The organism is Acidimicrobiales bacterium (genome assembly GCA_035533095.1).
Lineage (GTDB): Bacteria > Actinomycetota > Acidimicrobiia > Acidimicrobiales > Palsa-688 > DATLUM01.
On record DATLUM010000038.1, the window covers coordinates 1 to 14,872 of the forward strand.

14 protein-coding genes and 1 tRNA gene are annotated in these 14,872 nt (G+C 66.3%); 14 read left to right on the forward strand and 1 reads right to left on the reverse strand.

The genetic code is table 11. From position 1 onward, the window contains the following. The coding region (locus VNF71_03580) for a type IV toxin-antitoxin system AbiEi family antitoxin domain-containing protein (GenBank protein HVA73625.1) at positions 1–611 on the reverse strand (611 nt) is incomplete at its 3' end. 219 nt (positions 612–830) lie between these two features. Between VNF71_03580 and rapZ the strand changes: the two genes are divergently transcribed. The 14 genes from rapZ (at position 831) to VNF71_03650 (ending at position 14,786) form a co-directional block, all read left to right on the forward strand. After that, entirely contained in the window at positions 831–1,679 is an 849-nt protein-coding gene (gene rapZ, locus VNF71_03585) for an RNase adapter RapZ (protein ID HVA73626.1), read from the forward strand. Further along, complete coding sequence (gene yvcK / locus VNF71_03590; GenBank protein ID HVA73627.1) at positions 1,676–2,620, forward strand: uridine diphosphate-N-acetylglucosamine-binding protein YvcK; 945 nt, start codon at positions 1,676–1,678, stop codon at positions 2,618–2,620. The genes rapZ and yvcK overlap by 4 nt, the downstream gene beginning before the upstream one ends. Before the next feature lie 31 nt (positions 2,621–2,651). After that, positions 2,652–3,674, forward strand: a complete 1,023-nt coding sequence (gene gap, locus VNF71_03595; GenBank protein HVA73628.1) for a type I glyceraldehyde-3-phosphate dehydrogenase — start codon at positions 2,652–2,654, stop codon at positions 3,672–3,674. Beyond that, a complete protein-coding gene (locus VNF71_03600; GenBank protein HVA73629.1) occupies positions 3,674–4,831 on the forward strand; it encodes a phosphoglycerate kinase in 1,158 nt (385 codons plus the stop codon). Before gap ends, VNF71_03600 begins: the two co-directional genes overlap by 1 nt. After that, positions 4,828–5,622 carry a triose-phosphate isomerase gene (gene tpiA, locus VNF71_03605; GenBank protein ID HVA73630.1) on the forward strand — a complete coding sequence of 265 codons (795 nt, stop codon included), beginning with the start codon at positions 4,828–4,830 and terminating at the stop codon, positions 5,620–5,622. The genes VNF71_03600 and tpiA overlap by 4 nt, the downstream gene beginning before the upstream one ends. Positions 5,623–5,767: 145 nt before the next feature. After that, positions 5,768–5,998: a preprotein translocase subunit SecG gene (gene secG, locus VNF71_03610; GenBank protein HVA73631.1), complete on the forward strand. Its 231-nt coding sequence runs from the start codon at positions 5,768–5,770 to the stop codon at positions 5,996–5,998. A gap of 95 nt (positions 5,999–6,093) precedes the next feature. After that, a complete protein-coding gene (locus tag VNF71_03615) occupies positions 6,094–7,908 on the forward strand; it encodes an ABC transporter substrate-binding protein (GenBank protein HVA73632.1) in 1,815 nt (604 codons plus the stop codon). A gap of 104 nt (positions 7,909–8,012) precedes the next feature. Then, complete coding sequence (locus VNF71_03620; protein ID HVA73633.1) at positions 8,013–9,035, forward strand: ABC transporter ATP-binding protein; 1,023 nt, start codon at positions 8,013–8,015, stop codon at positions 9,033–9,035. Beyond that, positions 9,032–10,153: a dipeptide ABC transporter ATP-binding protein gene (locus VNF71_03625; GenBank protein ID HVA73634.1), complete on the forward strand. Its 1,122-nt coding sequence runs from the start codon at positions 9,032–9,034 to the stop codon at positions 10,151–10,153. Before VNF71_03620 ends, VNF71_03625 begins: the two co-directional genes overlap by 4 nt. Beyond that, positions 10,150–11,151 (forward strand): ABC transporter permease, encoded by a 1,002-nt coding sequence (locus VNF71_03630; GenBank protein ID HVA73635.1) that lies wholly within the window; start codon positions 10,150–10,152, stop codon positions 11,149–11,151. The genes VNF71_03625 and VNF71_03630 overlap by 4 nt, the downstream gene beginning before the upstream one ends. A 6-nt stretch (positions 11,152–11,157) precedes the next feature. Next, positions 11,158–12,123 (forward strand): ABC transporter permease, encoded by a 966-nt coding sequence (locus tag VNF71_03635; GenBank protein HVA73636.1) that lies wholly within the window; start codon positions 11,158–11,160, stop codon positions 12,121–12,123. Continuing rightward, the gene (locus VNF71_03640; protein HVA73637.1) at positions 12,123–13,715 is read left to right on the forward strand and encodes an ABC transporter substrate-binding protein; all 1,593 of its coding nucleotides are present in this window, start codon (positions 12,123–12,125) and stop codon (positions 13,713–13,715) included. Before VNF71_03635 ends, VNF71_03640 begins: the two co-directional genes overlap by 1 nt. Before the next feature lie 11 nt (positions 13,716–13,726). Beyond that, positions 13,727–14,626, forward strand: a complete 900-nt coding sequence (locus VNF71_03645; protein HVA73638.1) for a 1,4-dihydroxy-2-naphthoyl-CoA synthase — start codon at positions 13,727–13,729, stop codon at positions 14,624–14,626. Between the two features lie 76 nt (positions 14,627–14,702). After that, positions 14,703–14,786, forward strand: a tRNA-Leu gene (locus tag VNF71_03650). Positions 14,787–14,872 lie beyond the last annotated feature (86 nt).

Below are 14,872 nucleotides of genomic sequence, written 5' to 3' on the forward strand. Positions count from 1 at the left end.
CGCGGCACTAGGCGTGCAGCGAGCGTCACCCGGCCGGGGTGCCGCCGGAACTCCGCTGATCGCTCCACGGCGTGGACGAGGTCGTCGACGCGTGCGAGGCGGCGGGCGAGCGCCCGGTCGACCAGGTCGTCGATCTCGTGCGGACCCATGTCCGCGGCGCAGTCGAGGATTGTCCGTACCGGGTCGGTGCACGGGATCCCGCGCCGGACGGCAAGCCGGGACGTTATGCGGCTGCGAACGACCCGGACTCCCTCGACGTCTCTCACCTTCGTGTGCGGGATCGTCACGGTCGGCCGGGTTGCCGGCGCCGGCCGGGTCGCGTGCGCCGGCGGTGGTGCGTCGGCCAGGCCCCACAGCCACGCCGCGGAGAGGTGCGACGCCGCCGCCTGCCGCCCGCACGCGAGAACCGCAGCACGGAGATCTCCCAGCGGACCCGGCGGCGACCCGGTAAGCCGGTAGACCCCTCGGGTCTGGCGGACCCAGGCGCCGGTCCGGAGTCGGCTGACGATCTGCTGCTCCGTCAGCCCGAGCCTGAGTGCCTCCTGGCGGCTAATGACGCCCTGATGCCTTGCGAGCCAATCTCTGACGCCGTTCTCAACATCAGATATCATGAGACGACATTAACTAGGGAGTGGCTTCAGGGCAACTGGGTAACTTAAATATCCTCTCAGCATATTTAGGTTACCCACTCCCATCGGATGACCGCTGAACCCGCACGACCGAGCCGATCCGCCGTAGCACCCGGCCCCATCCACCCGGCCCATCCACCCGGCCCACCCACTCCGCCACACCACCCCCACGATCCCGGGCCGCCACGGCAGAATGACCCCATGGCCGAGTTCGCCCTCATCACCGGGCTCTCCGGCGCCGGCCGCTCTCAGGCCGCCGCGACCCTCGAGGACCTCGGCTGGTTCGTGATCGACAACATCCCGACGCCCCTGATCACGAAGGTGGCCGACCTGGTCGAATCCCCCGGGACCACGATCGAGCGCATCGCCCTGGTCGTCGGCCGTGATGCCCAGCAGCTCGACGATCTGGAGGCGGCCGTCGGCCATCTCCGCGGCCGCGGCTCGAAGGTCCGCACCCTGTTCCTGGAGGCGTCCGACGACGTGCTGATCCGCCGTTTCGAGGGGACCCGCCGGCGGCACCCTCTCGGACAGGAGGGGGTGACCGAGGCGATCTCCCTGGAGCGGGAGCGGCTGCAGCCGATACGGGCCATGGCGGACGTCGTGGTCGACACGTCGGATCTCCACGTCAACCAGCTACGCGACCGCCTCCTCGATCTCTTCACCGCGGATCGTTTGGAGCGACTGCAGGTGTCGGTGATGTCGTTTGGGTTCAAGCACGGCCTCCCGCTCGACGTCGATGACGTGTTCGACGCGCGGTTCCTGCCCAACCCCCACTGGGTGGACGAGCTCAGGCCGCTGACCGGGCTCGACGAGGCCGTGAGGGCGTACGTGTTCGAGCAGCCCGACGCCAAAGAGTTCCTCAACCGGATCGACGACCTCCTGGGATTCCTGTTGCCGGGCTACATAAGGGAAGGCAAGTCGTACCTGACGGTCGCCATCGGTTGCACCGGCGGGCGCCACAGGTCCGTGGCCCTGGCCGCCGAAGTCGCGCAGCGCCTGCGTGCGCGGGGGTATGAACCATCGGTGATCCATCGGGACATCGACCGGTGACCCCCCCGACACCGGTCACCCCCCCGACACCGGTCACCCCCGCAAAGGACCCCCGCCGGCGCCCGCGCGTCGTCGCCCTCGGAGGCGGACACGGCCTCGCCACCACCCTCCAGGCCGCCCGCCTCTACGCCGGCGAGCTCACGGCGGTCGTGTCGGTAGCCGACGACGGTGGATCCAGCGGCCGGCTCCGCCAGATCGCGGGCATCCCCGCCCCCGGCGACCTGAGGCGCTGCCTGGTCGCGATGGCGGGCGCCGACGCGGACTCGACCTGGGCCCGCGCTTTCGAGTACCGGTTCCCCTCGGGGGACCTCGAGGGTCACGCGCTCGGCAACCTCCTGATCACCGGCCTGGCGAACGTCACCGGCGACTTCGGGGAGGCCCTCCAACTCGCCTCGTCGCTGCTCGGGACGGTGGGCCGGGTGCTCCCCGCCACGGCCACGCCCGTGGTGCTGAAGGCCGACGTCGCCGGCACTGAAGTCCTCGGGCAGGTCAACGTCTCCGAGTCGCCGGGCACCATCTCTGGTGTCTCGATCGTCCCGCCCGACGCTCCCGTCCCCGCCGAGGTTCTCGCGGCGATCGCCGGCGCAGACCAGATCGTCATCGGGCCCGGGTCTCTTTTCACGAGCGTCCTCGCCGTGTGCGTCGTGCCGGGGATACGCGACGCCCTCGAAGCCCGACGCCAAGCCAACGCCGGCGCGCGATCCATCGTCTACGTCTGCAACCTGCGTCCCCAACCCCCCGAGACCGCCGGCTTCACGCCGGCGGACCACCTGCGCGCGGTCCTCGGTCACGGGGTGCCGGTGGATGCGATGATCACACACGACCCGGCGGCTCCCGAGCAGCTGGACGGAATCCGCGTCGTGCGCGCCCCCGTCAACCGGCCCGACGGCGCAGGACACGCCCCCGCACGTCTGGCCGCTGTGCTTCGCCGGCTGACATAGTGACCGGCGCTAAGAGAAGAAGGAGTCGATGATGGCGATTCGAGTAGGGATCAACGGTTTCGGCCGAATCGGTCGCAACTTCGTGCGATCGGCGCTGCAGCAGGCGGCGAGTGACCCATCGGCCCCCGAGGTGACGGTCGTCGGTGTCAACGACCTGGTCCCCACCGCCACGAACGCCCACCTCCTCAAGTACGACTCGACGCAGGGAACGCTCGAGGCCGCCGTCGAGCACAGCGACGACTCGATCAGAGTCGGCGACCAGACGTTCCAGGTCTTCTCCGAGCGCGATCCGAAAGCGCTCCCGTGGGCGGACCTCGGGGTCGACGTGGTCGTGGAGTCGACGGGATTGTTCACCAGCCGTGAGAAGGCCGCCGCCCACATAGACGCCGGCGCGCCGCGGGTCATCATCTCAGCGCCGGCGACGGGGGTCGATGCCACGTTCGTCGTCGGCGTCAACGACGACACCTACGACCCGGCCGCACACAAGGTCGTGTCGAACGCGTCGTGCACGACCAACTGCTTCGTGCCGATGATGAAGGTTCTCGACGATGCGTTCGGGATCGAGAAGGGCCTCATGACGACGGTCCACGCTTACACCAACGACCAGAACCTTCTCGACCTCGCCCACAAGGACCTGCGCCGTGCGCGCTCGGCGCCGGTCAACATCGTCCCGGCGTCGACGGGGGCTGCGCGCGCGACCAGCCTGGTCATGGAGTCGATGAAGGGCCGTCTGGACGGGACGGCGCTGCGGGTGCCGGTGGTCGACGGTTCGATCACGGACTTCACCGGCATTCTCAATTGCGAGGTGACGGTGGAGGAGATCAACCAGGCGTTCCGCGAGGCGGCGTCGTCCGGCCCGCTTTCGAAGGTGCTCGTCTACACGGCCGATCCGATCGTGTCGAGCGACATAGTGGGGTCGCCGGCGTCCTGCACGTTCGACTCGCTGTTGACGATGGCCATGGGCTCGCTGGTGAAGGTGTTCGGTTGGTACGACAACGAGTGGGGGTACTCGAACAGGCTCGTGGATCTCGCGCGCCTCGTCGGCAGCAGATGATGGAAAAGACGCCGACGCTCGAAGACCTCCCCGATGTCGGAGGCAAGAGCGTGTTGATGCGAACGGACTACAACGTCCCGATAGTCGACGGCCGCATCACCGACGACCTCAGGATGCGGCTCCCGATGGAGACGATCATCTGGCTGCTCGACCACGGCGCGAGGCGGGTGACAACAGCGAGCCACCTCGGCCGGCCCAAGGGCAAGCCGGACCCCCGTTTCAGCATGGAGCCGGTCCGCGTGCACCTGCGCGAGCTCGTCGAAGCGGCCGGCGCCGACCCGTCGAAAGTCGAGCTCCTCGAGAACCTCCGCTTCGATCCGCGAGAGGAAGCCGGCGATCTGTCTTTCGCCAAGGAGCTCGTCGAAGGCCACGACGTCTTCGTCAACGACGCCTTCGGGGCCGCCCACCGGGCGCACGCGTCGGTCGTGGGCCCGCCGAGGTTCCTCCCCTCCGCCGCCGGTCGTGTGATGGCCCGGGAGGTCGAGGTGCTCGGTGGCCTGCTCGAAGGTGCCAAGCGCCCGTTCGTCGCCGTGCTCGGCGGTTCGAAGGTGAGCGACAAGCTCGGCGTCATCGAGTCTCTTCTGAAGCGGGTGGACACGCTGCTCGTCGGCGGCGGCATGTGCTTCACCTTCCTCGCCGCGCAGGGTCACTCCGTCGGCGAGTCCCTGTTCGAAGCCGACCAGGTCGACACCTGTCGCCGGCTGCTCGAGTCGGGCGACCAGATCCAGGTTCCGTCCGACCTGACCGTCCTGAGCCCTGGTGGCAGGTTCGGCGCCGGCGTGCAGCCATCGGGCGAGACGCGCCAGGTGGGGGCGGACGTACCCGACGAATGGATCGGGCTGGACATCGGACCCGGCACCGCGGCCGAGTTCGCCGACGTCATAGGTGCAGCCGCAACGGTCCTGTGGAACGGGCCGATGGGCGTCTTCGAGGATCCGCGTTTTGCAGCCGGTACCCGCACCGTCGCCGAAGCGGTCGCCGCGACTCGAGGTTTCACCGTCGTCGGTGGTGGCGACAGCGCGGCGGCCCTCGCCGAGTTCGGCCTCGCCGGCGATGTCGACCACCTGTCGACCGGCGGGGGAGCGTCTCTGGAATTCCTGGAGCACGGCGATCTGCCCGGAGTAGCCGCGCTCCGATCTGGCATGGTCGCGACGTGAGCGCATCGAAAGCCGGCAGCGGCCGGCGCCCGCTCATATCAGGCAACTGGAAGATGAACCTCACCCACCTCGAGGCGATCAACGTCGTCCAGAAGCTCGCGTACAGCCTCGAACCCGCGACCACGTCGAAGCGGGACGTATCCATCCACCCGCCGTTCACCGCGCTGCGGTCGGTGCAGACCGTTCTCGACGCGGACGACATGCCCATGGCGCTCGGAGCGCAGGACGTCCACTGGGAGGCCAAGGGCGCCTACACCGGCGAGGTGAGCCCGTTGATGCTCGCCAAGCTCAACGTTCACTATGTAATAGTCGGCCACTCCGAACGGCGGGAGATGTTCGGAGAGACCGACGAGACGGTCAACAAGAAGGTCAAGGCCGTGCTCGCCGCCGCCATGACACCGATCATGTGTGTGGGCGAGACGCTCGACGAGCGCGAGGCGGGCGTTACCGAGGAGAAGGTGATAGGTCAACTCCGCGCTGGGCTTGCGGGGGTCGTCCCGGAGTCGGTGGCCTCGTTGGTCGTCGCGTACGAGCCCATCTGGGCGATCGGAACCGGGCGGACGGCCACCCCGGAGGATGCGCAGGCCGTTTGCGAGGCGATCCGGTCGACCGTCGTCGCCGAGCACGGAGCCCAAGCAGGGGCGTCCGTGAGAATCCAGTACGGCGGCTCGGTCAAGCCGGACAACATCGACGACCTCATGGCACTACCCGATGTCGACGGGGCGCTGGTCGGTGGTGCCAGCCTCGACCCGTCGGATTTCGCGAGGATCGTCTCCTTCACGGGCCAGTGATCCTGTGAAATCGCTGAAACATCTGTTGCAACAAAGTGGTCTCGCCAACACAGGTATCTCGCAAAATGCAACGCTGTGCTGCTATGTTGCGTCCGCCGCCTGAGGAACGACAGGTGAAAATGCAAGAGGAGGAGGCGTCTAAGCCTTGCTGACCGCTGTCATCATTGTCATCCACATCGTCGTCTCTTTGCTGCTGATAGGCATGGTCCTTTTGCATAGCGGCAAGGGTGGCGGGTTGTCGGAGATGTTCGGTGGCGGTCTGGGTCAGGCAGCCGCTGGGTCGACTGTGGCCGAGCGGAACCTGGACAGGGCGACGATCGCATGTTCCGCCTGTTTCCTTTTCACCACCATCATCCTCGCGATCCGCCTCCAGTGAACGGGACGAAAGGGAGAACCCGTTGGTGGTGGAGCGGACGACAAAGGTGACCGGAGCGAAAAGCGACGGTCGTGAGATGAGGAGGGTCTCGAAAGGTGCAACGTTTTAAGCGAAGGACGTTGCAGCTAGGCGCCGGAATAGCAACACTGGCGCTCGTAGCTGCGGCATGTGGGAGCAGCAACAAGGGAACTACAAGTCCGGGGACCGGCGCGACCAACGCCGGCGGAACCCAGATATTCCAGCCGAACTCGGGGGGCACGCCGAAGTCCGGCGGGACCCTCACCATGCTCGGCACGGGCGACGTCGACTACATGGACCCGAACATCAGCTACTACACCATCGGGTACCTGGGCCTGCGTGAGTGGAGCCGCCAGCTCTACAACTACCCGGCGATTGAGGGCAAGACCACCACCGCGGTGCCGGACCTCGCGACAGCGATGCCGCACATCACAGACGGAGGGTTGAAGTACGCGGTCACCATCCGTACCGGCGCCATGTGGAACACCACGCCTGCGCGCCAGGTCAAGGCCGCCGACGTCGTGCTCGGCGTGAAGCGGTCCTGCAACCCGGTGCAGCCATTCGGTGGCCAGCCCGACTTCAGTGACATCCTCTCCGGTTACAGCGACTTCTGCAACGCGTTCGCCAACGTGGCGCAGACCACCACGGCCATCAAGCAGTACATCGACACCCACAACATCTCCGGTGTTTCGGTGGACCCGTCGAACCCGTTGACCGTGGACTTCACGCTGGTCAAGCCATCGTCGTACTTCACCGACATGCTGACCCTGCCGCCGTTCGCGCCGGCTCCGGTCGAGTACCTCAACTACCTGCCGGCCAGCAACGACCTGGCACAGCACACGATCGCCGACGGCCCCTACCAGGTCTCCAGCTACGACCCGGGCAAGACCATCAACTTCGTGCGCAACCCGGCCTGGAAGGCCAGCACGGACCCGATCCGCAAGGCGTACGTCGACAAGATCGTCGTGACGGAGACCGGCAACCAGACGCAGAACGAGCAGGAGATCGAGACCAACTCGCCGCAGGCGGACATGGAGTTTGATTCCTTCCCGCCCATCAACGTCGTCCCGGGACTGATCGCGAACAAGGACCCCAGGTTCAACCTGCAGTCCACCTACTCGACGAACCCCTACGTCCTGTTCAACACCGTGTCGCCCAACAACAACGGCGCTCTCGGCAAGGTCGAGGTACGCCAGGCTCTCGAGTACGCGCTCAACCGGACCCACCTGATCCAGGACGCCGGCGGTCCTTCAGTGTCCCCGCCGCTCACCCAGATCCTGCCTACGGGCATCGGTGGCTCTACGCCGACGTACGACCCGTACCCCTACAACCCGACCAAGGCGAAGCAGATGCTCACCCAAGCGGGCGTCACGAACCTAACCTTGAAGTTCCTGTACCGGCCTTCGTCGTCGGTCAGCTCCAAGATGTTCCAGACGATCCAGGCCGACCTGGGCCAGCTCGGGATCACGGTCACCGGTGTGGGTGTGCCCAGCGCGGACTTCTACACCAAGTACCTCGAGGTTCCCTCGGTGGCGAAGAACGGCACCTGGGACGTGTCCCTCGCCGGTTGGGGTCCTGACTGGTACGGCGACGCGGCGAAGTCCTTCTTCGAGCCGCTGTTCGATGGCCGGATCCTGCCCCCGAACTCGAGCGACTTCGGGTTCTTCAGCAGCTCCGCCGTCAACAGCCTGATCGACCAGGCACTCAAGGCCCCGAACTCCTCGGCCGCCGCGAGCCTGTGGCATCAGGCTGACGTCCAGGTCATGAAGGAAGCGGCGATCTTCCCGATCACCGACCCCAACCAGCCCCTCATGCGAGGCTCGCAGGTGCACAACGCCATCTACGTCCCCGCCATCCAGCAGTTCGACCCGACGAACGTTTGGTTGAGCTAAGAGGCAAACCTGCCCGGATGAGGGCATAGTTAGTACTGAAGGTGATCGGCCCGGCGACTCGCCGGGCCGATCACCGCAATAGCGGCAGCAGAAGGGGACGCCACATGGCGCTTCTGGAGATCAAGGACCTTGAAGTCTCGTTTCCTACGATCGACGGCGTCGTGCAAGCGGTCCGGGGCGTGTCCTTTTCGGTGGATAAAGGGAAGACACTCGGCATTGTGGGCGAATCGGGCTCCGGCAAGAGTGTCGCCACCCAGACGATCACAGGTTTGACTCGGGGCGCGGAGGTCTCCGGGCAGGCTCTGTTCCGTGGAAAAGACCTACTCACCATGACCCAGGCGGAGTTGCGGCAGGTACGCGGGCCGCAGATAGCGATGATCTTCCAGGATCCGCTTTCGAGCCTCCATCCCTACTACCGGGTGGGATGGCAGATAGTCGAGATGATCCGCGCTCATGAGCCGGACACGTCGAAGAAAGCCGCCCGCCAAAGGGCCGTCGACCTGCTGCGCCTCGTGGGGATCCCTCAGCCGGAACGGCGTGTCGACGACTATCCCCATCAGTTCTCCGGTGGAATGCGCCAGAGAGCGATGATCGCGATGGCCATGTCTCTCAACCCGGTGCTCCTCATCGCGGACGAGCCCACGACGGCGTTGGACGTGACGGTCCAGGCGCAGGTGCTGCGGGTGATCGAGCGCCTCCAGGAGGAGTTCGACACCGCCGTGATCCTGATCACCCACGACCTCGGTGTCATCGCGGAGGTCGCCGACGACGTCGTGGTGATGTACGCGGGCTCGGCCATGGAACATGCCACCCGGGACGAGATCTTCTACCAGAACCACCATCCCTACACGGAGGGTCTGCTCAGGTCGCTTCCTGCATACGGCGGAGAGCGCGAGCGTTTGCATCCGATCGCGGGTCAGCCGCCCAGCTTGATCAACCCGCCGAAGGGATGCCCGTTCCACCCGAGGTGCCCATACGTCTTCGACAAGTGCCGCACAGATCCGCCACCGCCGCTCGACCCTGTCGAAGGCTCGGTGTCACATCGGTCGGCATGCTGGCTGCCCCATACCCGGGCCGGCCGGGAGGAGGTCAGGTTGCGCGTCACCGGGGAGGCGCTGGCGAGATGACCGCACCAGGGGGCGACGTGTTGGTGTCGGCGACCGACGTGGTGAAACATTTCCCCGTCCAGTCGGGGAGTCTGAGGCGCTCCCGCGATGTCGTGCATGCAGTCGACGGCGTCAGCCTGGAGGTCCGCCGGGGCGAGACGCTCGGTATCGTCGGTGAGACCGGCTGCGGCAAGTCCACCCTGGCCCGGTGCATCGCCCGCCTGTTCGACCTGACCTCGGGAAAGGTCGTCTTCGACGGCCAGGACATAAGCCGGTTGAAGCCTCGCCACCTCCGCCCGGTCCGGCGCGAGGTGCAGATGATCTTCCAGGATCCTTATGGCTCGCTCAATCCGAAGCGCCGGGTGGGCTCGATCATCGGAGATCCGTTCGCCATTCACGGGGTGGCCCGGGGCGATGAGCGCAAGCGCCGGGTCCAGGAGCTGATGGAGGTCGTCGGCCTCAATCCCGAGCACTACAACAGGTTCCCGGCCGAGTTCTCCGGTGGCCAGCGCCAGCGGATCGGGGTGGCCCGAGCCCTCGCTCTGCGTCCGAAGCTGATCGTCTGTGACGAGCCCGTGTCAGCGCTCGACGTGTCGATCCAGGCGCAGATCGTCAACCTGCTGTCGGACCTGCAGGACCAGTTCCAGCTGACGTACATCTTCATCGCCCACGATCTGTCCGTGGTGCGCCACGTGAGCGATCGGGTGGCCATTATGTACTTGGGCAAGATCGTCGAGATGGCTCCGGTCGAAGACATCTACACCCGCGCTCGGCACCCTTACGCCAAGGCTCTCTTGTCGGCCGTTCCGGTACCGGATCCGAAGACGGCTTCGCAACGTGAGCGGATCATCCTCGTCGGCGACGTGCCTTCGCCGATCAACCCCCCGAGCGGCTGCCGGTTCCACCCCCGCTGCCCGAAGGCCCAGCAACGATGCGTCGACGAGGTGCCGGATCTCGTGCCACGGCTGTCAGACGACGCGTCGCACCTCGCCGCGTGCCATTTCCCGGTAGCCGACGGCGAAGACCTCACGGCTAGCAGGCCCACTATCTCCACCGAAGACCGCGTGGTAGAACCCGAGTTGGTTGGCCTGGAGGTTCTTCACGGCCTCTCGGATCGGACCGAGGGAGGCACACAATGAGCTTGAGTGCATCATCATCCGTCGAGACGGTTCGGGAGCCGGGTTCTCCTCTCAGCGGAGCCACCGGTGAAGAGGTGGCGGCGAAGATCGAGGGGCGCGGCACATGGCAGCTCGCGTGGGCGCGTCTCAGGCGCGACCGGGCAGCCATGATCGCCTTGGGCGTGATCGTGGTCATCATCCTCGTGGCCATCTTCGCCCCGTTGTTCGCCACCGTGACCGGCCACGGCGTCAACCAGCAGTTCCGTAACACCGGCCTCTCGCCCGACGGTCTGCCTCGCGGTCCGAACGGCACCTTCGTGCTCGGAACCGATGACCAGGGCCGCGACGTCCTCGTCCGGATCGCATACGGCACGCGCATATCCCTGTTTGTGGGCGTCGCTGTGACCCTCATCGTCGTGGTGATCGGCGGTCTTCTGGGCCTGGCTGCCGGCTACCTCGGCGGAATCGTCGACACGCTGATCGCGCGGCTGATCGACATCGTGTTGTCCCTGCCCTACCTCATGTTCGCCATCTCCCTGGTGTCGGTCGGCTTCTTGGGGGGCAACCAGGGGAAGCTGCTCGGAGTCAAAGGTCTTCCGATCATCGTGTTCGTGATCGCGGTGTTCGCGTGGGCGGCGATCGCGAGGATCGTCCGGGGGCAGGTGTTGTCCATCCGGGAGAAGGAGTACATCGAGGCAGCACGATCCCTCGGGGCCAGTTCGTGGCGGATCATGATCGTCGACATCCTGCCGAACGTCACCACTCAGCTCATCGTCTACGCGACTCTGCTGATCCCGGTGACGATCGTGACCGAGGCGGCTCTCTCCTTTCTTGGGCTGGGCATACCGCCACCCACCGCCGACTGGGGCCAGATGATCTCTGAGTCGCAGGTCCTGTACCAGCAGGCGTGGTGGTTCCTCTTCTTCCCGAGCGCCGCGCTGGTGATAACGACTCTCGCGTTCAACATCTTCGGCGACGGGATACGCGATGCACTCGATCCTCGCCTGGAACGGATATAGGTCGCCATGGCCCGCTTCCTGATCCGCCGGATCCTTCTCGGACTGTTCGTCGTATGGCTCACAGTCACGCTCGTCTTCCTGATCTTCTTCGTCGGTCCCGGTCCTCAGGACGTCGCCAGGCGGCTCGCCGGCAAGCAGGCGACGCCTCAGCAGGTTCACCTCGTCCTGCTGCGACTTCACCTCAATCAGCCGATGATCAAGGTCTACTGGCACTTCGTCTGGAACCAGTTGCTGCACGCCAAGCTGTACTCGTACATTCACGATCAGCCCGTGACCACTGTGATCCGTGAGGCCTTCCCGCTGACGCTGTCGCTCGCGATCGGTGCCGCGATCATCTGGTTCGTGCTGGGCGTCCTGTCCGGTGTGCTCTCAGCGGTCCGCCGCGGCTCCATCTGGGACCGTTCGGCCACGGCTACGGCGCTGTTCTTCTACTCGACGCCGGTGTTCGTACTCGGCCTGATCCTCCTGTACGTGTTCTACTTCCAGTTCAGCCGGGCCGGGATCCATGTGTTCCCGGGACAGGGGCCCGGGGCGGTCCCGCACAACCCTCTTACGTTCTTCAAGAGCTTCCTGCTGCCGTGGATGGCGCTCGCGCTCATCTCCGCGGCGACCTACACGCGGCTGACTCGCGGGTCGATGCTCGAGGTGATGGGGGAGGACTACATCCGCACCGCCCGGTCCAAGGGACTGCTCGAGCGGCGAGTGATATACCGCCATGCTCTCCGCTCTGCGTTGACACCGGTCGTGAGCCAGTTCGGCATCGACGTCGGGACCCTCCTCGGTGGTGCGATCCTGACCGAGTACACGTTCGGGATCCCGGGTCTGGGCTGGACGGCCGTCCATGCGATCGAGCAGAACGATCTTCCGGTGATCATCGGGATCGTCGTGGTGGCCACGGCGGCCGTCGTCGCGGCGAACATCCTCGTCGACATCTTCTACGCCTTCCTCGACCCCCGAGTTCGCTTGCACTAGTGGCTCGCCTCAATCGGCGAGCGCTTGCCGCTGCGGCGGCGGCCCTCATCGCTGCGAGCGGCTGCAGCTCGTCCCACAGCCCCCGCGGTACGCCGCCGGCTCGTCAAGGCGCTCCGCCTCCGTCGGCCGCGCCGGTGACCGAGCTGAGCTACGCAGTCAACTCCAGCCCGCCTGCCAACTGGAACATCCTCGCCGCGGGGACCGACCAGCAGGCTCTCTCAGCCGTCGCCGACCAGGTGTGGCCGTCGGTCTTCACCTTCGGGCCTGACTTCAATCCGGTTCTGAACACGGCGCTGGTCCAGTCGGCCACGGAGACGTCCCAATACCCCCAGACGATCGTCTACAAGATCAATCCCGAGGCGAGGTGGTCGGACGGAACCCCGGTGTCCGGCGCCGATTTTGTCTACAACTGGTCGGTCCAGTCGGGGAGTGCCGCGACCACCGACGTGAACGGGAAGGCGTTCACCCCGGCCAGCATCAGCGGGTACAGCGACGTGAAGTCCGTGACCATTTCGCCGGCCTCATCCGACGTCGTCACCGTGGTCTTCTCGACGCCAGACCCTGACTGGACAGCGCTCTTCCGCCACCTGCTTCCGGCGCACGTGGCCCAGCGAGTCGGCTTCGACACCGGATTCACCGACCCCATTGCCGACCTTGTCTCCGATGGTCCCTACGTGGTCGCTTCCTACGATCCGTCTGGCGTCGTTCACCTTGTCCGCAACCCGTCTTATGCCGGCCCACCCGCAGCAGCCCTGGAACTCGACGTGCACTTCCTGCCTGACACAGAGCAGATCACCTCTGCTCTCACGGCCGGCCAGATCAGCTGCGCAAGCGTTCCTGCCACGGCGGCCGCTCTTTCAACCCTGAAATCGGCCGGCAACCTGACAGTGAACGTCGCCCCCGGGTCGACCTACATCGACGTTGTCTTCAACGCGAAGAGCGGGCCGATGCGCTCCGCCGACACCCGCGCCGCCGTCACCCAGGCGATCGCACGCTCGGGGGTCATCTCGCAGGCTCTCGCCGGCGTCGACCCCCAGGCCCCGCCCACCGCCAACCGGTTCCTGGTGACGGGGGAGTCCGGTTACACGGCGAACACAACCCCACCTCTGCCGGGAGGCAAGGCGCCACCTACCTCCGTCGCGGGTCTCCGGTTCGAGGTGACGCTGACCGACGCGGTGGCGGTGGCCGCGTCGCAGGCGGTCGCCGAGCAGCTCGACGCCGCCGGCTTCCAGGTGGAGACAACCACTTCGGGCACCTGGGACATCGCCTTGATCGAGCGACAGCTGACACCCTGGCCGTCACAGGTGATCACCGCCTACAGCTCCGGCTCCCCGGCGAATCTGGGCGGGGTGTCCAGCGCTGCGTTGGATCAGGCAGTCGCTGCAGCTGCCGCGGCTTCAGGATCGCAGCGCCCGGTATTGATCGACCAGGTCGATGAAGCGGCCTGGCAGGCCTACGCGGATCTCCCGATAGTCGCCATACCTCAGGTCCTCGCGTGCCAGTCGAACGTCAGCGGCGCGGCACCGAACCCGTCGCCCGACGGTCCGGCGTTCAACGCCGCCAGGTGGGGACTGACCAGCGGCTCGCCCTAGTGTCGGCGGTCATGGTCTCTGAGATCTTCGATCCCTCCGCCTGGCGAGAGGTCGACGGCTTCCGTTTCGCCGACATCACCTACCACCGCGCTGTCGATCAGGGCACCGTCCGAGTGGCGTTCAACAGGCCGGAGGTGCGCAACGCCTTCAGGCCGCACACCGTTGACGAGCTCTACCAGGCGCTGGATCACGCGAGGCAGACGCCCGATGTCGGGTGCGTGCTGCTCACCGGCAATGGCCCTTCGCCAAAGGATGGAGGTTGGGCGTTCTGCTCCGGCGGCGATCAGAGGATCAGGGGCCGGGACGGCTACCAGTACGCCGCCGGGGATACTTCCGAGACTGTTGACCCGGCCCGGACGGGGCGGCTGCACATTCTCGAGGTGCAGCGCCTGATCAGGTTCATGCCCAAGATCGTCATCAGCGTCGTGTCCGGTTGGGCGGCGGGTGGCGGCCACAGCCTGCACGTCGTTTCGGATCTGACCCTCGCAAGCGCCGAGCACGCGCGCTTCAAGCAGACGGACACCGACGTCGCCAGCTTCGACGGCGGGTTCGGATCGGCGTACCTCGCCAGGCAGGTGGGGCAGAAGTTCGCCCGTGAGATCTTCTTCCTGGGCCGGACCTACACGGCGGCGGAGATGCATGCGATGGGCGCCGTCAACGCGGTGGTCCCCCATGAGGAGCTCGAGTCAACCGCACTTCAGTGGGCTCGAGAAATCAACGGCAAGAGCCCCACCGCTCAGCGCATGGTCAAGTATGCGATGAACCTGATCGACGACGGGTTGGTCGGCCAGCAGCTCTTCGCGGGCGAAGCGACCCGGCTCGCTTACGGCACCGACGAGGCAGCTGAGGGGCGTGACGCGTTCCTGCAGAAGCGGCCGCCCGACTGGTCGAGCTTCCCGTGGCACTACTAGTAGTGGAGAGTCCTTTCGCCGCCGGCGGGACCGACCACTATGATCGACCGTTGCGCCACCCGCCGGTGGCGGCCACGTCGGAGTGGCGGAATAGGCAGACGCGCTAGCTTGAGGGGCTAGTGTCCGCAAGGACGTGGGGGTTCAAGTCCCCCCTCCGACACTCGGTTTAACCCCAACAGGGGCCAGGGGCGAGATCGAGGCGTGGACGACCTTCTCGCTCGGGTCGTACTCGATCTCTAGGCCGAG

Coding starts and splice junctions, on each gene's coding strand:
- VNF71_03620 (HVA73633.1), top strand. CDS start 8,013: ATGGCGCTTCTGGAGATCAAGGACCTTGAAGTCTCGTTTCCTACGATC.
- rapZ (HVA73626.1), top strand. CDS start 831: ATGGCCGAGTTCGCCCTCATCACCGGGCTCTCCGGCGCCGGCCGCTCT.
- gap (HVA73628.1), top strand. CDS start 2,652: ATGGCGATTCGAGTAGGGATCAACGGTTTCGGCCGAATCGGTCGCAAC.
- VNF71_03625 (HVA73634.1), top strand. CDS start 9,032: ATGACCGCACCAGGGGGCGACGTGTTGGTGTCGGCGACCGACGTGGTG.
- VNF71_03600 (HVA73629.1), top strand. CDS start 3,674: ATGGAAAAGACGCCGACGCTCGAAGACCTCCCCGATGTCGGAGGCAAG.
- VNF71_03635 (HVA73636.1), top strand. CDS start 11,158: ATGGCCCGCTTCCTGATCCGCCGGATCCTTCTCGGACTGTTCGTCGTA.
- VNF71_03645 (HVA73638.1), top strand. CDS start 13,727: ATGGTCTCTGAGATCTTCGATCCCTCCGCCTGGCGAGAGGTCGACGGC.
- VNF71_03630 (HVA73635.1), top strand. CDS start 10,150: ATGAGCTTGAGTGCATCATCATCCGTCGAGACGGTTCGGGAGCCGGGT.